This is a genomic window from Corynebacterium sp. HMSC056F09 (assembly GCF_001815785.1).
GTDB lineage: Bacteria > Actinomycetota > Actinomycetes > Mycobacteriales > Mycobacteriaceae > Corynebacterium > Corynebacterium hiratae.
Map to the genome: position 1 here is coordinate 129,536 of NZ_KV821915.1, position 19,863 is coordinate 149,398.

The 19,863-nt window shown below is 62.3% G+C and carries 17 protein-coding genes and 1 pseudogene; 10 read left to right on the forward strand and 8 right to left on the reverse strand.

What is annotated here, in order from left to right:
• Nucleotides 1-55 precede the first annotated feature (55 nt).
• Nucleotides 56-670, forward strand: coding sequence for a hypothetical protein (locus tag HMPREF3056_RS04435; RefSeq protein WP_070682100.1), 615 nt, complete (start codon nt 56-58; stop codon nt 668-670).
• 113 nt (nt 671-783) lie between these two features.
• Here HMPREF3056_RS04435 and HMPREF3056_RS04440 read toward each other — a convergent pair whose 3' ends face one another.
• Both HMPREF3056_RS04440 and dnaE read right to left on the reverse strand, forming a co-directional pair.
• The gene (locus HMPREF3056_RS04440) at nt 784-1,980 is read right to left on the reverse strand and encodes a cobalamin-independent methionine synthase II family protein (RefSeq protein WP_049155297.1); all 1,197 of its coding nucleotides are present in this window, start codon (nt 1,978-1,980) and stop codon (nt 784-786) included.
• A gap of 111 nt (nt 1,981-2,091) precedes the next feature.
• Entirely contained in the window at nt 2,092-5,667 is a 3,576-nt protein-coding gene (gene dnaE, locus HMPREF3056_RS04445) for a DNA polymerase III subunit alpha (protein WP_070546904.1), read from the reverse strand.
• Between the two features lie 65 nt (nt 5,668-5,732).
• Here dnaE and rarD point away from each other — a divergent pair, with 65 nt between their 5' ends.
• Nucleotides 5,733-6,635: an EamA family transporter RarD gene (rarD, locus tag HMPREF3056_RS04450; RefSeq protein WP_049155295.1), complete on the forward strand. Its 903-nt coding sequence runs from the start codon at nt 5,733-5,735 to the stop codon at nt 6,633-6,635.
• Here rarD and HMPREF3056_RS04455 read toward each other — a convergent pair.
• From HMPREF3056_RS04455 to lspA, 4 genes are read right to left on the reverse strand one after another with little or no spacing between them, the layout of a single operon-like run.
• Complete coding sequence (locus HMPREF3056_RS04455) at nt 6,632-6,901, reverse strand: hypothetical protein (protein WP_049155293.1); 270 nt, start codon at nt 6,899-6,901, stop codon at nt 6,632-6,634. The genes rarD and HMPREF3056_RS04455 overlap by 4 nt on opposite strands.
• 18 nt (nt 6,902-6,919) lie before the next feature.
• A complete protein-coding gene (locus HMPREF3056_RS04460) occupies nt 6,920-7,519 on the reverse strand; it encodes a hypothetical protein (RefSeq protein ID WP_070754182.1) in 600 nt (199 codons plus the stop codon).
• Nucleotides 7,516-8,439: an RluA family pseudouridine synthase gene (locus tag HMPREF3056_RS04465; RefSeq protein WP_070512496.1), complete on the reverse strand. Its 924-nt coding sequence runs from the start codon at nt 8,437-8,439 to the stop codon at nt 7,516-7,518. Before HMPREF3056_RS04465 ends, HMPREF3056_RS04460 begins: the two co-directional genes overlap by 4 nt.
• Complete coding sequence (gene lspA / locus HMPREF3056_RS04470) at nt 8,439-8,954, reverse strand: signal peptidase II (protein ID WP_070512491.1); 516 nt, start codon at nt 8,952-8,954, stop codon at nt 8,439-8,441. Before lspA ends, HMPREF3056_RS04465 begins: the two co-directional genes overlap by 1 nt.
• 32 nt (nt 8,955-8,986) lie before the next feature.
• Here lspA and HMPREF3056_RS04475 point away from each other — a divergent pair, with 32 nt between their 5' ends.
• Complete coding sequence (locus HMPREF3056_RS04475; RefSeq protein WP_070512489.1) at nt 8,987-9,934, forward strand: DUF6263 family protein; 948 nt, start codon at nt 8,987-8,989, stop codon at nt 9,932-9,934.
• Nucleotides 9,935-10,062: 128 nt separating this feature from the next.
• Here HMPREF3056_RS04475 and HMPREF3056_RS04480 read toward each other — a convergent pair whose 3' ends face one another.
• On the reverse strand, nt 10,063-10,665 hold the full coding sequence (locus tag HMPREF3056_RS04480; RefSeq protein ID WP_070512487.1) for a WKL family lipoprotein: 603 nt from the start codon (nt 10,663-10,665) through the stop codon (nt 10,063-10,065).
• A 106-nt stretch (nt 10,666-10,771) separates the two neighbouring features.
• Between HMPREF3056_RS04480 and HMPREF3056_RS04485 the strand changes: the two genes are divergently transcribed.
• Nucleotides 10,772-11,707 carry an asparaginase gene (locus tag HMPREF3056_RS04485; RefSeq protein WP_070512484.1) on the forward strand — a complete coding sequence of 312 codons (936 nt, stop codon included), beginning with the start codon at nt 10,772-10,774 and terminating at the stop codon, nt 11,705-11,707.
• On the opposite strand, the gene HMPREF3056_RS04490 is transcribed toward HMPREF3056_RS04485, so the two are convergent.
• Nucleotides 11,704-13,176 (reverse strand): DNA polymerase IV, encoded by a 1,473-nt coding sequence (locus HMPREF3056_RS04490; protein ID WP_070512707.1) that lies wholly within the window; start codon nt 13,174-13,176, stop codon nt 11,704-11,706. The genes HMPREF3056_RS04485 and HMPREF3056_RS04490 overlap by 4 nt on opposite strands.
• A gap of 111 nt (nt 13,177-13,287) precedes the next feature.
• On the opposite strand from HMPREF3056_RS04490, the gene HMPREF3056_RS04495 reads away from it, so the two are divergent.
• The 6 genes and pseudogenes from HMPREF3056_RS04495 to HMPREF3056_RS04520 all read left to right on the forward strand — a co-directional run bounded on the left by HMPREF3056_RS04495 (nt 13,288) and on the right by HMPREF3056_RS04520 (nt 19,805).
• The gene (locus HMPREF3056_RS04495) at nt 13,288-14,280 is read left to right on the forward strand and encodes an ABC transporter ATP-binding protein (RefSeq protein ID WP_070512703.1); all 993 of its coding nucleotides are present in this window, start codon (nt 13,288-13,290) and stop codon (nt 14,278-14,280) included.
• Between the two features lie 31 nt (nt 14,281-14,311).
• Nucleotides 14,312-15,388: an ABC transporter substrate-binding protein gene (locus HMPREF3056_RS04500; protein WP_070512480.1), complete on the forward strand. Its 1,077-nt coding sequence runs from the start codon at nt 14,312-14,314 to the stop codon at nt 15,386-15,388.
• A gap of 34 nt (nt 15,389-15,422) precedes the next feature.
• On the forward strand, nt 15,423-17,084 hold the full coding sequence (locus HMPREF3056_RS04505; protein ID WP_070754184.1) for an ABC transporter permease: 1,662 nt from the start codon (nt 15,423-15,425) through the stop codon (nt 17,082-17,084).
• On the forward strand, nt 17,077-17,682 hold the full coding sequence (locus HMPREF3056_RS04510; RefSeq protein WP_083303797.1) for a metallophosphoesterase family protein: 606 nt from the start codon (nt 17,077-17,079) through the stop codon (nt 17,680-17,682). Before HMPREF3056_RS04505 ends, HMPREF3056_RS04510 begins: the two co-directional genes overlap by 8 nt.
• A gap of 127 nt (nt 17,683-17,809) precedes the next feature.
• Nucleotides 17,810-18,451: a GntR family transcriptional regulator gene (locus HMPREF3056_RS04515; protein ID WP_070512472.1), complete on the forward strand. Its 642-nt coding sequence runs from the start codon at nt 17,810-17,812 to the stop codon at nt 18,449-18,451.
• A gap of 170 nt (nt 18,452-18,621) precedes the next feature.
• Nucleotides 18,622-19,805: pseudogene (locus HMPREF3056_RS04520) on the forward strand (MFS transporter).
• Nucleotides 19,806-19,863 lie beyond the last annotated feature (58 nt).

Sequence of the window (19,863 nt, forward strand, 5' to 3'; positions counted from 1 at the left end):
CCCTCCCCCTTTTTCTCATCCCCTCGCATCCCTTCCCAAGGAGAACCCTCTGATTATGCGCCTTTCAACCTCCCTGATCGCTGTGTGCACCACGACCATGGCCCTGGTAACTCCGCTGGCTGCAGCCGACGACGCTTCTGGTAGCGCTCAGCCCGCCGCGCAGAGCCAGAGCGGACAGAACGGTCAGAGCTCCACTGGCGGAAGCTCGATGAACATCGGTCACACCAATACCTCCGGCCTCTCCGAGGAGTGCGCGGATGCGGTGCGCAAGGCGCGCGAGGAGCACGAAAACGCGGTGGCCGATGACACTGCGGGCTCGTCCTTCATGGGGCCGAAGGAGCTCGGACTCGGCATCCTTAACGGTTATGGTTCCTCCGGTATGCCGGAAGTGCCGGACTGCGTCCAGGAAGAAAAGGACGCTGAGCTGGAGAAGGAGTGGGACGAGATGCCGGACTGGGTACAGTCTGCACGGCCCAATGACACGGCCGAGGAGGTCTTTGCGTGGATCGGTGGCGCGGCTGCGTTACTCTCCGTCGGCATCAACCTGCTGGCCGCGGTCGCGCAGTCCAACCCGGCTGTCCTCAACGACCTGCGTGCCTTCCTCAAGAGCCACGGTTTCTACTGGGATAACACCAAGAAGAAGGAAGAGGCCGACGCGGCTGAGGAATAGTTCCTACCGCACGATCTCAAAGGCGCGAACCAAGTGTGGTTCGCGCCTATTTATTTCGCCCTCGGACGGGACCGCGCGCTAGAGCATTTGCGCGCCCCAGCCCCGGCGACGGGTTAGAACAGTTCCTCCGTGGCGATCTGTGCGCCTTCGACGAGGGACTCCAGCTTTGCCCACGCGATCTGGTGATGCAGGCGCCCGCCGAGGCCGCAATCCGTCGAGGCGATGACGTTTTCGGGGCCCACCAGTTCTGCGAAGCGGATGATGCGATCCGCCACCAGGCGCGGGTGCTCCACGGCGTTCGTGGAGTGCGAAATCACGCCCGGGTAGATGACGGTGCCCTCCGGAAGCTTGTGGTCCTGCCACACGCGCCACTCGTGCGCGTGGCGCGGCGAGGCGCCCTCGAAGGAGAAGCCGCCGACCTTGGCCTGCAGGATCTCTTCAATGATGTCCGCGAACGGAATATCCGTCACGTGCGGGCCGTGCCAGGAACCCCAGCAGATGTGCAGACGGGTCTGCTCGCGCGGGATGTCCTTGATGGACTCATTGAGGATGTCGATGCGCTCGCGCAGGAATGCCTGGAAGTCCTCTACGGTCGGCTCCGGAACCACCGAATCCCAAGCCTCAGCCAAGTCCGGGGCGTCGAACTGCACGGTCAGGCCGGCATCGGTGATGGCCTTGTACTCCACCTTGAGCGCCTCACCACAGGCGCGAACAAGGTCGGTTTCATCCTCGTAGTACTTGTTGGGCAGACGTGCCGCAGCGCCCGGGGACAGGGCGGCGACGAAGCCTTCGGTGCCCTCGGGGAGGGCGTCGGCAAGCAGCTTTACGTCTGCTTCGACCTGCTCCTGACCGATGTAGGTAACCGGGCCGGTGAACTCCGGGTTAGCTACCTTCTTGCGGCCGGTAAAGATACCCGAATCCGGATCGTTGTAAGCCTCGGCGAACAGTGCGCGGTCGCGGCGATCCTTCATCGAGGAAAGGCGAATCTTGCCCGGCTCGGAGCGGATCTTGTCACCGATTTCCCAGCGGTCCTTGTCCGTCATGGTCAAACCACCCAGGCGGGTAAAGGAGTAGTTCCACCAGGCGCCATAGTCCACAGCGCCGGAGGTGATGTGGCCGTACTCGCCCTCGTTGATGATGTCGATACCGAGATCAACCTGGCGCTTGACCACGTCAGCGACCGAGCGCTGAAGAATCTCGTGGAACTTCTCATCGGAGATGGTGCCGGCAGAACGCTCGAGGTTAGCCTCCAGCAGCTCCTTGGTGCGTGGCAGTGAGCCGACGTGGGTGGTGCGGATCTTATTGACCATAGGAGGTACATTCCCTTTCAACTAGACTGTGCTGTCTAGCGTAACCCACGTACGAAGCACGGCCCGCTTCATTCTGCACTTTTATTCAGCACGTGGCCCCAACACGTGGGCTCACCCAAGGATGCCGGCGCCCATCGTCGCCTTGAGATCACCCATGAGGTTGCTGGAGCGCTCCACACGCAGATGTTCGCCGAGGACCATCATGGTGGACTCTTCGCCGTCGACAAGCGTGAGGTACACGTCGGACTCACCCTTGTTGTTGACCAAGACCTGCTTGAGCCGCGCAATGTTGTCCATCGTGCACTGATCGGTGCGCATGGTCAGTCGCAGCGGCAGCCCAGCACCGTTGCCCGGCCCCAAATCGGGAACGCGGATATCGGAGCAGAACAGGGACATGCGCTCATCGCGAATCTTCACCTGAACCTTGGCCAAGATGATGTTGTCTTCCGCAATCTGCGGGGCCACCAGCGAGTACACCTGGTTGAACACGAGGATATCCACTTGGGCGCCGTTATGGTCCTCGATGCTGACGATGGCCCAGGGCGAGCCATCGCGCTTGGAAAAGCGCCTGTCGACGCCCGAGATAATGCCGCCGATCACCAGCTCCTGCCCGTTGCCGACTTCACCGTTGAGGATCTTCGTAATCGGGGTGTCGGTCTGCGCGTTGAGGGCTTCCTCGAAGCCATCGAGTGGGTGGCCGGACACATACAGGCCGAGCATCTCCCTCTCCAAGGCCAGCTCGTGCTTTCGATCCCAGTTCTCATCTGGGATATCGATAGCGAAGGCGGAGACAGAGTCGCCCTGTTCATCACCACCGCCAAAGCCAGCGAAGAGGTCGAATTGGCCCTTGTCGGCTGCTTTTTTGGTAGTCTGCACCGAATCCACGGCATCCTCGTGGATGAGCATGAGGCCCTTGCGCGGGTGTTCCAGGGAATCGAAGGCTCCGGCCTTGATGAGGGATTCGGTCACGCGCTTTGAACACGCCGCCAGCTCGATCTTCTCCAGGTAATCGGAGAAGGACGTAAAGGCGCCTTTCTCACGGCGGGTCTTCACGATGGAATCCACCACTTCCCCACCGACGTTGCGGATAGCGCCCATGCCGAAGCGGATATCCTCGCCCACGGCCTGGAAGGTTTCTTGGGACTCATTGACGTCCGGGGAGAGCACGCGGATGCCCAGGTGGCGGCAGTCGGCCAGGTAGATAGCGGACTTATCCTTCTTGTCACCCACCGAGGTCAGCAGCGCGGCCATGTACTCCGGCGCGTAATAGGCCTTCAGGTAGGCCGTCCAGAAGGACACCAACCCGTAACCGGCGGCGTGGGACTTGTTAAACGCGTAGGAGGCGAAGGGCTCAATGGTGCCCCACAGAGCGTCCATGGCTTCCTTGGAGTAGCCATTGTCCTTCATGCCGCCCCAGAACTTGTCATACTGCTGGGCCAGGACTTCCGGCTTCTTCTTACCCATGGCCTTACGGAAGCCATCTGCCTCGCCGGCGGTGTAGTTAGCCACCTTCTGCGAGATACGCATGATCTGCTCCTGGTACACGATAAGACCGTAGGTCTCATCGAGGATCTCCTTGAGCGGCTCCTCCAGCTCGGGGTGAATTGGGGTAATTTCCTTGCGGCCGTTCTTGCGGTCCGCGTAATCCCAGTGGGCGTTCACACCCATCGGGCCCGGACGGTAGAGCGCCAGCGACGCCACGATGTCCTTAAAGCCCGTCGGCTTCATACGCTTGAGCAGCTCCTGCATGCCGCCCGAGTCGAGCTGGAACACGCCCAGGGTATCGCCGCGCGAGAGCAGGTCATAGACCTTTGAGGCATTCGGGTCGTCGGCATGGAGGTCCTCTAGGTGAACTTCCTCGCCGCGGTTTTTCTTGATGTTTTCCAGGCAGTCACCGATCACGGTCAGGTTGCGCAGACCCAAGAAGTCCATCTTCAGCAGGCCGATGGCCTCACAGGCCGGGTAGTCCCAGCCGGTGATGTAGGCGCCGTCGGCGGGGCGCTTCCACATCGGGATGTGGTCCATCAGCCGCACCGAGGCCATAATCACCGCGCAGGCGTGCACGCCGGCCTGGCGGACCACACCCTCGAGGCCGCGTGCGGTCTCATAAATCTTCTTGACGTCCGGGTCGGTCTCAATCATCTGCCGGACCTCGGTCGCCTCCGAATAGCGCTCGTGCTCGGGGTCCATGATGCCGGCGAGCGGGATGTCCTTGGCCATGATGGCAGGCGGGAGGGCACCGTTGATGCGGTCCGCCATCTGGAATCCCGGCTGGCCAAAGTGCACCTTGGCGGAGTCCTTAATGGCCTGCTTGGTCTTCACGGTGCCGAAGGTGATCACCTGGGCAACCTTGTCCTCGCCCCAGCGTTCGGCGGCGTAAGTAATCATTTCACCACGGCGGCGATCATCGAAGTCGATATCGATATCCGGTGCGGACGGACGCTCCGGGTTCAAGAATCGCTCGAAGAGCAGGCCGTGCTCGATGGGGTCAATGTTGGTAATGGTCAACGCGTAGGCCACGAGTGCACCGGCCGCCGAACCACGACCCGGACCGACGCGAATGCCGATGGACCGCGCGTGCTTGATGAGCTCGGCCACGATGAGGAAGTAAGAGGGGTAGCCCTTCATATCGATGACGCTGATCTCGTACTCAGCGCGATCGATGTACTCCTGCGGCACATCCCCACCGTTGAAGCGATCCTTCAGTCCTTCCATCACCTCGTGGGTCAGCCAGGAGGTTGGGGTGTGGCCCTCGGGGACGTCGGCAATCGGCATGCGATCGTGGGTGTGCTCCTCCCAAATCGCACCGTAGTCCTGCACGCGCTCCGCAATCCACAGGGTGTTATCGCAGGCCTCCGGCACCATGTGATCCCACAGTTCGCGCATCTGCGCGGCGGACTTGATGTAGTAGCCGGTGCCGTCGAACTTGAAGCGATCCGGGTCCATGAACGTCTTACCGGTCTGCACACACAGCATGGCCTCGTGCGCCGGGGCTTGGGACTCCAGCACGTAGTGGCAGTCATTGGTCACCAACGGCGGCAAGTCCAGCTTGCGGCCGATCTCCAGCAGGCCGTCGCGCGTGCGCTTCTCGATGTCCAGCCCATGGTCCATGAGCTCCAGGAAGAAGTTGTCCTTGCCGTAGATGTCCTGCCACATCGCGGCAGCCTCGAGAGCCTCGTTGAACTGGCCCAAGCGCAGGCGGGTCTGCACGTCGCCGGAGGGGCAGCCGGTGGTCGCGATGATGCCTTCGGCGTGCTCGGCAATAAGCTCCGCGTCCATGCGCGGCCACTTACCCAACTGGCCCTCGTAGGAAGCCAAGGAGGAAAGCTTGAACAGGTTGCGCAGCCCGGTTTCATTCTCCGCCAGCATGGTCTGGTGCAGGTAAGCACCGGAGGCGGAAACGTCATCGCGCTTCTGGTCCGGGGTTCCCCACAGCACGCGCTTCTTGTTGAAACGTGACTCAGGAGCCAGGTAGGCCTCGATGCCGATGATGGGTTTAATACCAGCGCTGGTCATCCTTTGATAGAAGGCATTGGATCCATACATGTTGCCGTGGTCGGTCATACCGACTGCCGGCATGCCTTGGCGGAGAACCTCATCCGCCAACATGTCCACCTTGGCCATGCCATCCAGCATGGAGAATTCGGTGTGGTTGTGCAGATGGACGAAGGAGGAGTTTTTGGCCATGCGGCTCATCTTAGCGGGGCCGTCAAACTTCGCCCGTAGGTCCTCGTTAAGGTACATTTTCTTAAATGTTCTACACTATTGCCGCCTATCTCATGTGGGGCTTCTTCCCAGCGTTCTTCCCGCTGCTGCGCCCCGCCAGCCCGTTTGAGATCTTGGCCCACCGCATCGTGTGGACTGCGGTTCTCGTCACCGCAATGCTGCTGGTGACTGGTGGCTGGCGCGAGCTCCGCGCATTCAGCTTGCGCACCTGGGGGTGGATGTTCGCCTGCGGCGTGGCCATCACCATCAACTGGGGTACCTATGTCATCGCCATCAACAGCGATCACGTGGCCGATGCCGCACTGGGCTATTTCATTAACCCGCTCGTCTCCGTGGCCCTCGGCATTATCTTCCTCAAGGAGAAGCTGACGAAGGCGCAGGTGGCGTCGGTCAGCATCGCCTTCATCGCGGTGTTGTGGCTGACCTTTATGACGGGCCAGGCCCCCTATTATTCGCTGGCCTTGGCCTTCAGCTTCGGAATCTATGGCCTGCTGAAGAAACGCATCACGGTCTCCTCGATGGGCTCAGTGGCCGCGGAAACCTTGGTCATGCTCCCCTTCGCGCTGGTCTACCTGGGCTACCTCCAGGCACAGGGAGAATCCACCTTCACTACCGAAGGCCCCGGGCACATCGCACTGCTGATTACCTCCGGCCTCGTCACCGCTCTGCCGCTGTTGTGTTTCGCCCAGGGCGCTAAGCACCTGCGCCTGTCTACGCTCGGCATGCTGCAGTACATGACCCCCATCATGCAGATGCTGTGGGCACTGTTCGTCACCCAGGAGCACATGTCCACTGAGCGCTGGATCGGTTTTGCCATCATCTGGGTGGCGGTGATCATCTACCTGGCGGACTTGGTGCGCATGGGCCGCGCTTCTCGACGCCGCGCCCGCCTCCACCCCGCCGACGCATCACCCACCGCAGAGGGCTAACGGCGCTTCAGCTCTTCGCGCGCTTGACGAGCCTGGGCGCGCCGGGCGGATTCCTCGCGCGCGTTGAGCGCCCACCGCGGCATGAGGATGGCCATGGCGATGCAGTAGATGGCCACCACAATGAGAATGCCGAAGGTGAGCTTGTCCGCTCCCCAGATTCCTTGCGCGATGGCGGCCCCAGAGGCGATGAACGCGCCCGCCCACATCAAGAGGTAGGCAAAGCGGTAGTTCGGCGGCCACTCGGTGGTGTTGGGAAACAGGCGCATGTCTTCTCCTCGGCTGTTCTAGCGGTTCTCATTCTGTCCGACGTTGGCGGGCGGGCGCACGCCGAAGGAGCCCCATGCGGCGTCAGCGGGCGCGACCTCCACGGTATCGACCCGCGGATCGTTAGCGAGGGCGCGCAGTTGACTCCCCCCGGAATAGACCACGACGGCATCGACCTTCGCTGGTGCATCCTCCGCCATGTCACGGGCATGGTCGGCCACGCGGGCCAAGACGGTATCGATAACGTCGGCGCGCGTGGCGCCGGCGACAGGCTCGGGGACCGCGATGGGCGCGGCCAGCCCGATCACGATGGCATCCATGCGCTCGATGGGCTGCAGGGCGTCGCTCACGTCCTGCGGACTCAGCGGCTCGCGAAAGCCCACCAGCGCGTAGGCCGGATCGGTTGCGTGCGCTAATGAGGTCTCCGCGCGCTCCCGATAATCGGCCGCGCTCTCCGAGCCATCAGGGCCAAGTTGGTCTCCCTGCACCGCCGTGCTGGGCTGCGTTCCGAAAAGCCCGAAGGCGACCACCACGGCCAAGGCGAGCACGGCCAACAGCACCAGCGCCGCGGCACGGCGGCGCCGGTAAATGCGTTGGCTGGTGCTTCGCTGCGGGCTCATCCGCGCAAAACCTCCACGGCGTGCTTGAGATCGTCCGGGTAGGGTGCAGTGCACTCGAACCACTTGCCGGTTCCCGGGTGGGTAAAGCCGAGTTCGACCGCGTGCAGCCACTGGCGGTTAAGCCCCACACGCTTGGCCAGGTTCGGGTCACAGCCATACATCGGATCGCCTACGCAGGGATGCCCGGTGGCGGACATGTGGACACGGATCTGGTGGGTGCGGCCGGTCTCCAAATGGACTTCGAGGAGGCTGGCCTCGCGGAAGGCCTCCAGCAGCTTGTAATGTGTCACCGCCGGTTTGCCATCATCGACGACCCCAAATTTCCAGCCCGCCGAAGGATGGCGGCCAATGGGCGCATCAATGGTCCCCACGATGGGATCCGGCAGGCCTTGGACCACGGCGTGATAGGTCTTCTGCACGGTGCGCTCGCGGAAGGCGTTCTTGAGTTGGGAGTAGGCGCGCTCGCTGGCGGCCACCACCATGACGCCCGAGGTCCCCACGTCGAGACGGTGGACAATACCCTTGCGTTCGGTCGGGCCGGCGTCGGCAAGCGCATAGCCTGCTGCCCGCAGCCCGCCGATGACGGTGGGCCCATCCCAACCCAACGTGGGGTGCGCAGCCACACCCACGGGCTTGCACACGCAGATGATGTCCTCGTCCGCGTAGAGAACATCCATGCCCTCCACCAGCTCTTCTTTGGGGATGAGCGGTTCCTCCGGCGCTGGCATCATGACATCGATCCAGCCGCCAGCACTTAAGCGCTCGGACTTGCCCACGGCGGCACCATCGATTTCCACGTCTCCCGCCGCGCACAACTGGGCCACCCGGGCCCGCGAAATACCCAAGAGCTTGGCCAGGGCGGCATCCGCGCGCATGCCATCGAGGCCCTCGGGCACCGGCAACCTACGACTTTCGCGCATCAAGCTTCCCCCGCTTCCTGCTCTTGTGGCTTTTCTTTCATCTCTGCCCAGAACATCGCGCTGATAAAGACCACGACGCCACAGGTAATGGCCGCATCTGCAATATTGAAAACAGCGAAGCTGCCCACGGAGATGTAATCCACCACGTGCCCAAACCAAAACCCCGGCTCACGCACGAGGCGGTCGATGAAGTTGCCCAGGGCACCTCCGGCGATCATGGCCAGGCCTATCGCCTGCCACTTATCGTGAATGCGCGGGGCGGCGATGGCCACACCAATGATGAAGACCAATTGGATCGTGGTAAACAGCCACGTCGAGCCCTCCCCGCCCATAGAGAAGGCAGCGCCGGGGTTAAACAGAAGGTAGAAGCGGAACCAATCACCAAAGACCGGTAGGGCTTCACCTTCAGTGAGGATGGACAGCATCAGCGCCTTCACGGCTTGGTCGACGGCAGCCACACCGAGCACCACCGCGACCATCACTCCGATATAACTCCTTGCTTTCACCCGTTCCATTCTAAACAGGCTCATCCGGTAATTTGGAATGCGTGTTTCGTGTGAGAGCCCTAGCAGTCCTGTCCGCCACCGTCCTGGGAGTCGCCGGCGCGCTCGCCGGCTGTTCCTATTCCCAGCCGGCCAAGCCCGTCGAGGAGCCAGTGGGGCTGGCCCTCGATGCCCCGCGCGTGACCCTCCTAGAACCAGGTGACGGCGCCGGTCAGGTCCTGGCTTTTAAGGACCTCGATGCCACGCAGGAACTCACCTATGAGGTCGCCACGGGCTTCGACCAGCAGCTACGCAAGGACGGCAGCGCCGCCCCTTCACCGGAAGCTCAGGACAAGGTCACTCTTCCGCTCCAGGCCTCGGTGGAGGCTGCCACCGAGAATGTCGAAGGCCAACTTCCAGCCAGCCGCAACGCGTTCGTCACCGTCGGAAAGCCGGAGGCTGACGGCGCGGATGTCTCCTCCGCCGAGGGCTTCCAGTTTGGATGGCGCGGCACGGATACGGGCCAGATGAACTCGCTGCGCCTGGCCGCCCCGCAGGCGGCGACCGATCAGGCCCGCAGCACCGTCGAGCGCGCCATCACCAGCCTGACCTCACTGCCCATCGTCTTCCCTGATGAGGAAATCGGCCCGGGTGCGACGTGGGTGGTGGAATCGCGCGTCACTGGCGAATCCACGCTGTTGCAAACCACGACCTATACCTTGGACAAGCTGGACGGGGATATCGCTGAGCTCAGCGTGAAGATTGAGCAGCGGCCTTCCCTGGGCGCACTGTCCTTCGACGGCGCCGACGCCCCCGAAGAGCTACGTGGCAAGGAGCTGAAGGTTACGGACCACACATCGACCTCGGAGGGCTCCGTTACCGTTGATCTGACCAAGCCGCTTCCCACCGCCGGCGATGTCTCCGTGACCACCGCGATTTCTTATGGTGCGGAAGGCTCTGATCTTCGCGTGGTGCAGACCAGCGCCACCGAGATGGAGTTCACCACCGAGTAGCCTGCTTCGCGCCACACCTTCTCCTGCGCGCGAGCACCGCCAGACAGCCTCCGCACAAGGCAGCGCCCACCACCTGGCTGGCATGAGATCCAGCGAGTGGCGGGCGCTTAAGTTATGAAAACCCGGGTTTACTGGGCGGGAGCCTCAGCACCTTCTGCGGGGGCGTCGGCAGGCGCCTCAGCGCCTTCCTCGGCGCCAGCGCCTTCCGGCACGGAGTCCGCACACATCTCCGGAACCTCTTCCGGAGGGACGATGTTGGTGACCAAGACACAAGCCCAAGTCTTAGACAGCTTCCATGTACCACCCTCGTTGATGAACTCCACCTGGTCAGCGGTCTGCTGCTGGCCATCAGGGGTATTGATGTGGACGGTAGCGAGCGCGGAATCCGGCACGAGGCCAGGGATGACCGGGGCCACGACCTCGAAGGTGGCACCGGATTCGGCCTGGGACTGCGACATGACGTCGAAAAGCTCCGGCGCCGTCTCGCTGCCCTGGACCAGCTGGACCTTCTCTTCCTGCGGAAGGTTCGGGTCTGCGGCCTTGGTCAGGATCTCATTGAGCTGCTCCACGGTAGGCATCTCGGTGGAGGCCACCTGCGATGCGGAGGTTTCGCCCGAAGGCTTAGCGGCGGTGCTGTTCTCGGTGTCTGCATCCTCGGAAGACGAGCAGGCAGCCAGGGCAGTCGCGGCGCCCAGGGCCACAACGGCGGCGCTCAGCTTGAAGGATTTCACAAATACTCCTCACGTAGGGGATCGTGGTTTATCCCTTTTACTTTAGCGTCCACGACCGCCGCCCTGGGGTTCCCGCGCAGGTGCGCGCCTGTAGTAGCCTGCTGGCATGACTTTTGCACTCATCGCCACCGGTGGCACCATCGCCTGCACGACGGTCCGTGACGGATCCCTGGTCCCCACCGTCAGTGGGCAACAGCTAGCCCAATTCCTCGACGCTGAAGTCGGAACACACGACATTGAGGTGGTGGAATTCCGCGCGCTGGATTCCAGCTCGATTACTTTGGCAGACCTCGATGAGCTACTGCTGTGTGCGCGCCAGCACCTTGCGCGCCCAGAGATTGATGGCGTCCTCATCACGCACGGCACCGATTCCATGGAGGAAACCGCGCTGGCGTTATCCCTCTTCGACCTCGGTGAGGGGCCCATCGTGCTCACTGGCGCGCAGCGCGCCTTCGACCACCCGGCTGGTGATGGCCCGCGCAACCTGCGCGATTCCTATGAGCTCCTGTGTTCCGGAAAGGCCGGCGTGTGGGTGCAATTCGGCGGCAAGACCATTCCCGGACGCGGCGCGCGCAAGTGGCATACTTCGCAGCTCAACGGCTTTGAGGAGCTACCGGTGGGTGACTCCGCTCTGGCGCCGTTGCCGCTCTCCCCCATGGCGCAACACCCCGTTGAGATCATCGCCGCCTACCCGGGTGCCGGCGCCGCGCTTGTCGACGCCTCCCTCAACCACACCCATGGCCTCGTCATCGAAGCCATGGGCTCGGGGAACATGGGTGAAGAGATGGGAGCTGGGGTTGCCCGCGCGCTGCAAGCGGGCGTGCCCGTGGTGATTAGCACCCGCACGCCCTACGGAACTACCAAGCTGGCCTATGGCGGCGCAGGTGGCGGTGCCACCTTGGGCGAGATGGGTGCGGTAGCCTCCGGTGGATTCCGAGCCGGCCAAGCCCGCATTATGCTCGCCGCGGCACTCGCTACCGACACACCGGTGGCAGAGATGTTTAGCACTGCCCCCTCCGCCACTGCTTATACCGCGGGCTAGCTATCCTCGCGTGGCGGTTCCTCCCCAGCGGTGTCAATCTCGGGCCCATCGGCCTCGGTGGCGTCGCCTGGCAGCGCCCCCTCCCAGGCCAGTGAGTCCAATGGATCGGCCGGGTGGAGATCTTCATCCTCAGCCGCAAAAGAGCGCACAAACCCCGGGCCCGTAGCGCGAGTTTCAAAGCGCACGCTGACCACCCCATGGCCGGCGCCTTGAATCCAGCCGTGTCCAAACTCGGGGTGGTGGACGTCCTGCGTAGCGTGCCAGCGGCGCATCGAATCCGATCCCGCTTCTCCCAGCGTTTCCGACTCTGCTCTGGGCTCCGTCTCCGTTTCCGGCGCGCCGGGCAGGTGGTCGCTGACGCCAGTCTCGTAATCCGTATCCGGAGCTGGACGCACGACCTCGCGGTCGAGCTCAGGAAATAGCACGTCTTGGCGGGCCTCCTCCAAACCCGAGTAGCTCACCCCGACCAGCCTGATGGGCCCGAGCTCCTCCGGGTAGCGCGCCAAGCTCAAGGCCTTAGCCTCGAGGACCTTCAGGTCATCCGTGGCATAGGGCAGCGTGGCCGAGCGGGATTCGATGTGGAAATCCGCCATCCGCAACTTCACCGTCACCGTGCGCGCGCCGCGGCCGTCCTTGAGCAGGCGGGAATGCGCGCCCTGCGCCGCGCGGATTAGTGCCGCATCTACCTCCGCCGCCGTGCGCAGGTCCGTGGGGTAGGTGAACTCGGTGGAGATTTGTTTAGCAATCGCGCGCGGGGCGACCGGACGCTCATCAATCCCTTGGGCGAGCTTCCACAGCTGCACGCCCACCACGTTGCCCAGTGAGATCTCGACTTCCTTGCGGCTCATCGCCGCCAGCTGTCCGATAGTCTCCACGCCAATGGCTGCTAGCTTCTGCTGGGTGACTGGGCCCGCTCCCCAGAGCTTGCCCACCGGCAGCGGGTGGATGAGCTCATCGAAGCGCTCCTGGGGCACGATGAAAGTCCCGTCCGGTTTGGCCTCCCCTGACGCAATCTTCGCGCTTTGCTTGCCTGCACCGGCGCCGATGGAGCTGGGAAGGCCCGTCTCAGCTCGAATCACTCGGCGCAGATTCTCCGACCACTCACGGACTTCGGCGGGCGTGGCTCCGGCGAGTGCGGCCGGTTCCATGAAGGCCTCGTCGATGGAGAGCTGTTCGATGACCCCCGCATGCTGCGCAATAATTCCAAATACCCGGCGCGAGGCCGCCACATACACCGCCCGGCGCGGCTGCACCACCACGGCTTTATAGCCCACGAGCTGCTGCGCGCGGAACATGGGCATTGCGGAATGAGCTCCATATGCGCGGGCTTCATAAGAGGCACCGGCGACGACGCCGCGTCCGCTCGTTCCACCCACCAACACAGGCCGGCCGCGCAAGGTAGGGCGGGTGAGCTGCTCCACCGACGCAAAGAACGCGTCCATGTCGATGTGAAGAACCCAGCGCTGCATGTGCTCCAGTTTAAACACCGCATGTCCGTCACCCATTATTCATGTTTCTTTACCACCTTCGTAACTTCAACGCCCCCATCCGCTTACTTTATCGCCCTAACCTTTTCCGCCGTGACTTCTCAACTCTCGCCCCAACCACCTGCCTCCCAGGCCCACGTGGTCGTTACCGGCATTAAGCGCGAGTTCGCGGACAACACTGGTCTCCATGCCACTGACCTCGCCATTAACACCGGCGAGTTCATCTCCATTCTCGGCCCCTCCGGTTGCGGTAAGTCCACGCTTCTGCGCTGCATCGCAGGCCTCGAAACCCCCGATGCTGGCACCATCACCTTCTCCGATAAAGAAGTGTTCGGCCCACACACGAACGTTCCCGTTAATAAGCGCAACCTGTCCATGGTGTTTCAAGATCTGGCGCTGTGGCCGCACATGACTGTGGAGAAGAACATCGAGTTTCCCCTCACCACCGCGGGTAACAAGTTGTCTTCTGTGGAACGCACAGAACGTGTGCGCGCGTGCATGGACATGGTCGGAGTTACCCCGAAGGCACAAGCTCGCCCTAATCAACTCTCCGGTGGCCAGCAGCAGCGCGTAGCCATCGCCCGCGCGCTTGTGTCCAACCCGCAGTTGCTCCTAATGGATGAGCCACTCTCTGCGCTCGATGCTGCCCTGCGTGTTCAGATACGTGCCGAGCTCACTGCCTTGGTCCACGACTTAGGACTCACGGTCATCTACGTCACCCACGATCAATCCGAGGCTCTGTCCATGTCGGACCGCGTCGTCGTCATGAAGGACGGCGTCATCGAACAGTTCGCCGATCCTGTCACCCTCTACGACTCCCCTGCCACCCCCTTCGTCGGTGGCTTCGTGGGTACTATGAACCGCCGCGCTGGGCTTCCCGACGTCCGCCCGGAAAACCTCACCGTCCTTGACGCGGAGGAAGACATCGGGTCTTTCCCGCACCACGTGGACGGAATCGTCCGCACCGCTCAGTACATCGGCGGACGCTACGAGCTGCACTGCGATGTCGAAGGCGCTGACGAGCCTTGGGTGGCTTACAGCCGCTCTCGAGTCGATCGTGGTTCGACGGTACGTCTTGCGTACTAGTCACATCCGTTTTCTACTTTAAGGATTCTCCATGCTGTATAAGAAACTTTCTCTCGCCCTCGCTGCCGCCGCTGCTTCTGCCCTGGCTCTGACTGGCTGCGGTTCTGTTGATTCCGCTGACTCCACCGACGCATCCTCCGCCGACAACACCGGTGCTGAAACCAGCGCCGAGGCCTGGGAAGCCCCGGAGGGACTGTCCGGCGAGCTGGACTACTACTCCGCGAACCCGCAGGGCCTTACCGACGCCCTCGTCGAAGCCTTCGAGGAAAAGACCGATGTCAAGGTCAACGTCTTCGCCGACACCACCGGCAAGATCACCGCCAAGCTCAAGGCGGAAGAGGCTAACCCGCAGGCAGACGTGGTCTACTTGGCTTCTTGGTCCGCTGCTTCCAAGCAGGACAAGGCCGGCGCTCTGGCGGAGTACACCCCGGAAGGTGCTGACAAGATCACTTCCAGCTGGGTATCCAAGAACGGCACATTCACCGGCCGCGATGGCTCCGCCTTGGCACTGGTGACCAACACCAACGTGGTGGACTCCGCTCCTCAGGACTGGGAGGACCTCGCTGACGAAAAATACAAGGATCAGGTCATTATGCCGGATCCGCGCGAGTCCGGCACCGCCGCTGACCTCATTGCCGCCATGGTGGATCAGTGGGGCGAGGACAAGACCTGGGAGCTCTTTGACAAACTCTTCGACAACGGCATGATTGTCCAGGGCGCTAACGGTCCGGCCCTGGACCAGGTCACCTCCGGTTCTCGAGGCATCGTCATGGGTGGTGTGGACTACTCCGCATACTCCGCTCAGGCCAAGGGAGAGCCGCTTGAGGTTGTTATCCCCTCCTCCGGCACTACCGTCACCCCGCGACCGGTCATGATCCTCAAGACCACCGACAACAAGGACGCTGCCGAAGCTTTTGTCGACTTCATGTTCTCCGATGAAGCACAGGAGATTTCTGCTTCCAAGAACATGATCCCGGCCAACACCGAGCTCACCCCGAAGAACGGCCCGAAGCTGGAGGAGATTGAAACCCTCAACGAGGATCTCGATGGCATCGCCTCCTCCTCCAAGGACATCAAGGAAAAGTTCGCTGAGCGCTACCTGAAGTAGCCTCTACTATCTCACCACGGAGCAACCCCACCTTATGAGCACCACCACCCGCAGCCCTCAGCGCATTCTCGGCATTTATGCAGTACTCTTCGTGCTGCTCGTGCTTGTCGCTGCGCCGTTGGCATCGGTGCTCATCAGCGCTGTGGTGGGGTACCGCGATGAGCCTTCTTCTCTCCACAAGATTGTGGAGCCGGGCATGGGAGAGGTGCTACTCAATACGGTCGTCCTCTCCCTCCTCGTGGTGGTCTTTTCTACTCTGTTCGCCGCCCCGCTAGCTTTCCTGCGCGCGTGGACGTCTTTTTCTAAGGCGAACTGGATAGAAATCGCCATCATGATTCCTTTCATGACCCCGCCTTTTGCCGCAGCAATGGCGTGGATGGATTTCACCCGCCGCGGTGGAGTCTCCGAATTGCTCTTCGGGCATACCGTCGGCAAGCTCGCGCATGACGCCATTTACTCGGTTCCTGGCATGGCTTTCATCATGGCGTGCGAGCTCTTCCCCTTCCTCTATCTCATCCTGCGCAACTGTCTGACCTCAATTCCTGCATCCTCTCTGGAAATGGCTCAAGTCGCAGGCGCCAGCCGGTGGCAACAGATTAGTCGCATCATCCTCCCCACCGTCGTGGGCCCCTATTCACTGGGCGCACTGATCATTTTCATCAAGGCTGCCGGCGAGTTCGGCACCCCAGTTACCTTGGGAAACGCCATCGGTTTCACGGTCCTCGTCTCCTCCATCTACCAAGACGTCACCATCGACCCGTTGAGTTTCTCCGATGCAGCAGCCTCCTCATCGGTGTTGTTTGCACTTGGTGTGGGCGCATGGGCATTCCAGCAATGGGTCTCGCGGCGCGACCTTACCGGTGGTGGACGAGTATCCCGCCAAGTCTCGCTCCGCATCGGCACCGCAGGCAAGGTCCTTGGCAGCTTAGTTGCTTTCCTCATCATCGCCTGCTCGGTGCTCATCCCGTATATTTCCATCACCCTGGCAGCCATGACCATTCTGCGATCCGCGCCCCCAACGCCTCAAAACCTCACCTTCGACTATTTCGCCATCGTCCTGCAGATGCCTTCCGCTCAAGAAGCTTTGCTGCGTTCCATCGCCCTCGGTGCAATTGGCGCCACAACGGCGGTCATCCTCGGCATCGCGGTCACCTTGCTCACCCAGCGAACCAGGCAGATCAGCGCCCGTGTTGTCGACTTCCTTGCTGTAGCACCGGATACCGTCCCCGGAATCGTTCTCGCCATTGGCTTCATTCTCCTATGGAACGCTCCCTGGCTGCCATGGACACCTTATGGCTCCATGATCATCCTCGTCATGGCTTTTACTGTTCTCTTCCTGCCGATGGCGGTGCAGAACATCAAGACCTCCGCTGGCGCGGTTTCCCCTTCGGTCTACGAGGCAGCCGCCGTGTCCGGTGCCTCCGCCTCCCACACGTTGCGCAGCATCACCTTGCCGCTGCTTGCCCCGGGTATCTTTGCCGGTTGGCTGCTGGCGTTCTTTGTGGGCTTCCGCGAGCTCGTCATGTCCTCCCTGATCCGCCCGAGCCAGCTCAATCTCCTTGCGCCGTGGATCATGAACCAATTTGACCAGGGCCACCGCGCTGAAGCCATGGCTATGACGCTCATCGGTGTAGGAACCTCCACTGTCGTGCTAGTCCTAATCACTTGGTGGCAAGGAAGGAGGGCGCGTGGCTAGTATCCTCATTTTCGCGGACCTTCACCTTGGCCGCCCCGACGCGCCAGGCATGGAGTGGGTGCTAAACGTACTGGAGGTCACGACTGCGGATGCATGTATCTGCCTCGGTGACATCATTGACCGCAAAGCCGACGCAGCCACCTACGTACCCCAAGCACAGAAAGTCATGGCTCGCGCATGCGAGCTTTTCAGCGACGTCCATTTCATCTCCGGGAATCACGACGTCCACCACGAACTCAGTCTCTCTTCGCCTGTAACGGTTCATTCCGCCGACGTTCACTCCTTTCACTGCGCCGGCGCTACCGTTGTCACCGCCGCGGTAGCTGCCGATCCCGATCCCCGCACACTCACCTTTCCAACGCGCCAGAGCAACGAGCCGCATCTGGGATTACTGCACTCATCAGTGACCGGTGAATTCTCTAAAGGCATATGCTTGCCCACGACACCCGAACAGCTACAGGCCTGTGGCTTCGACGCATGGATTCTTGGCCACGTCCACACTCCACAAGTGCTTCAGGACAATCCCTTTATCGGTTGGGTCGGTATGGGAGAGGCAGTGCTTTACGACGTCCCCACTTCCTCCCTCACTCGCCTCTAACACATCTCCTACCTGACCACACGCGCCGCTCAGAGAACTAGCTCTCACTTGCCCACCGCGTGATCAATGTCTCACGAATTGGCGTTTGCGCTAGACCGAGAGCACCGCATGCATGCATCATGTATACATGCAAAAAGACAAGGTACCCGCCGCGGAACGGGCCTACGATCACCTCAAGCGCCGCATCATCGATGACGACATCGATGACTCGGAGATGCTCTCCGAAGCCGCCCTTGCCGCCGAGCTGGGAATGAGTAGAACCCCGGTGCGCGAGGCTTTCCTCCGTTTGGAGGTGGAGGGCTTCTTGAAGCTCTATCCCAAGCGCGGTGCGCTGGTCGTACCGATTAGCCCCCGCGAAATCCGTGAGGTCTACGAGGCGCGCCTCCTCGTGGATGAGAACTCTGCCCGCCATATTTGCGGACTGTCCGCAGAGGAGCGCGGTCTCATCGCCGATGTCCTCGTCGCCACCATCGATGAGCAAAAGGCCGCCCTCGACGCTGGCGATCTGGGCTCCTATACCCAACTGGATGCGAAGTTCCACCAAACCATCATGGACAACGGCGGCAACCGCCTCCTCGCCCACCTCGGCCACACCTTGCGCGAGCGCCAACAGCGATTTACCGCAACTGCCATCGGCCGCAGCGTCGAGAAGGCACGCGGCTTCGTGGCCCAGCACGCCTTGCTTGCCGACGCCCTCCGCACCGGCGACATCGACACCTACCTGACCGAACTCCATTCCCACCTCAACTCCTCAAGGAAGCAACTGTGACTGTCTCTGCGCATTCGAACCCGCTTGTCGAGGCGCCTACTCCCCAACCCGACGCCCCCACAGACGCCGACACCACCGAAAGCACTGAAAGCGCTGCCTCCCCAGGCTCGCCCAGCCGCTCCGCCGAAGCGCCGCTGCCTAAGCGCGCGTGGTTCCCCGTCGCCGGTGCCATGATCGCGGTTGCTTGGGGCGGAAATGAATTCACCCCGCTGCTGGTGATGTACCGCGAGACCTCGAATTTTTCCCAGGTGACGGTCAACGGGCTCTTAGCCGCCTACGTGGTTGGCATCATCCCGCACTGCTCATCGGCGGCCCGCTGTCCGATCTGCTTGGCCGCCGCCCACTGTTGCTCCCCGCAGCACCACTGTCCTTGGCAGGCTCTTTCTTGCTGTCCATCGCCCCCAACGAACCACTCATCATCGCGTTGGGACGCGTCTTGTGCGGTATGGCATTAGGCCTAGTCATGGCGGTGGGTTCAACGTGGATTACGGAGCTCATCACGAGCGCCGGCGGCGACCCAGCGTCCGGCGCTCGTAAGGCTTCGTTGTGTTTGACCGCCGGCTTCCTCGTCGGCGCGGGTATCGCTTCGGTGCTGGCCCAGTGGGGGCCATGGCCGACTCACACGGCCTATATCCTCCACATGCTGCTCACGCTGTTGACTGCCGCGTGGATCCTGCATACGCCTGAGACCCGCCAGCCCAGCCGAGGCGATGTCAAGACCACCATCCTGGAGCTCAGGGTGCGTGACATGCTGGAGATGCTCCACATCCCCGCCGCTGCGCACAAGCGTTTCCTGCGTGTCGTCGTGCCCGTGGCCCCCTGGGTCTTTGGCTGCGCGGGAGCGGCCTATGCGCTCCTTCCACAGCTGCTATCCGAATCCGCTGGAAACGCCCCCATCGCTTTCTCCGGCCTGATGACCGTCATCACCCTGGGCTGCGGCGTGGCCGTCCAGATGCTGGGCCGCCTGGTTGATACCCACAAGTCCGCGCGAGCCTCGGCCCTGTCGATGTTCGTCATCACCGTCGGCGCAATCCTCGGGGCGTTTGCTGCTCACTCGCTGTCCCTGCCGCTCGGCATCGCAGCCGCCGCCACAATGGGCGCGGGATACGGTTTGGCGCTGGTCGCTGGATTGTCCGAGGTCCAGCGCATCGCGGGCGAGCGAGAGCTCGCCGGCTTGACCGCCGTGTACTACTCCATTTCTTACACTGGCTTCTTCATCCCGATGGCCTTTAGCGCGCTTGCGCCCTATATCGGCTTCACGGCGTTGTTCAGCATCGGCAGCTTCTTGGCGCTGGTGTGCCTCATCAACGTCATCCTTGCGTGGCGCGCACACCTGCCCGGAACCCGCCGCTAGCGCACACACCCCGTCATCGCGGCCCCCTCCGGGCCGCCCCTGCGCCACCAGTGCACAG

Bases quoted from the DNA above. Each gene is read 5' to 3' on its own strand.
- HMPREF3056_RS04435 (WP_070682100.1), top strand. From the start codon at position 56: ATGCGCCTTTCAACCTCCCTGATCGCTGTGTGCACCACGACCATGGCC.
- HMPREF3056_RS04440 (WP_049155297.1), bottom strand. From the start codon at position 1,980: ATGGTCAATAAGATCCGCACCACCCACGTCGGCTCACTGCCACGCACC.
- dnaE (WP_070546904.1), bottom strand. From the start codon at position 5,667: ATGGCCAAAAACTCCTCCTTCGTCCATCTGCACAACCACACCGAATTC.
- rarD (WP_049155295.1), top strand. From the start codon at position 5,733: ATGTTCTACACTATTGCCGCCTATCTCATGTGGGGCTTCTTCCCAGCG.
- HMPREF3056_RS04455 (WP_049155293.1), bottom strand. From the start codon at position 6,901: ATGCGCCTGTTTCCCAACACCACCGAGTGGCCGCCGAACTACCGCTTT.
- HMPREF3056_RS04460 (WP_070754182.1), bottom strand. From the start codon at position 7,519: ATGAGCCCGCAGCGAAGCACCAGCCAACGCATTTACCGGCGCCGCCGT.
- HMPREF3056_RS04465 (WP_070512496.1), bottom strand. From the start codon at position 8,439: ATGCGCGAAAGTCGTAGGTTGCCGGTGCCCGAGGGCCTCGATGGCATG.
- lspA (WP_070512491.1), bottom strand. From the start codon at position 8,954: ATGGAACGGGTGAAAGCAAGGAGTTATATCGGAGTGATGGTCGCGGTG.
- HMPREF3056_RS04485 (WP_070512484.1), top strand. From the start codon at position 10,772: ATGACTTTTGCACTCATCGCCACCGGTGGCACCATCGCCTGCACGACG.
- HMPREF3056_RS04490 (WP_070512707.1), bottom strand. From the start codon at position 13,176: ATGCAGCGCTGGGTTCTTCACATCGACATGGACGCGTTCTTTGCGTCG.
- HMPREF3056_RS04500 (WP_070512480.1), top strand. From the start codon at position 14,312: ATGCTGTATAAGAAACTTTCTCTCGCCCTCGCTGCCGCCGCTGCTTCT.
- HMPREF3056_RS04505 (WP_070754184.1), top strand. From the start codon at position 15,423: ATGAGCACCACCACCCGCAGCCCTCAGCGCATTCTCGGCATTTATGCA.
- HMPREF3056_RS04515 (WP_070512472.1), top strand. From the start codon at position 17,810: ATGCAAAAAGACAAGGTACCCGCCGCGGAACGGGCCTACGATCACCTC.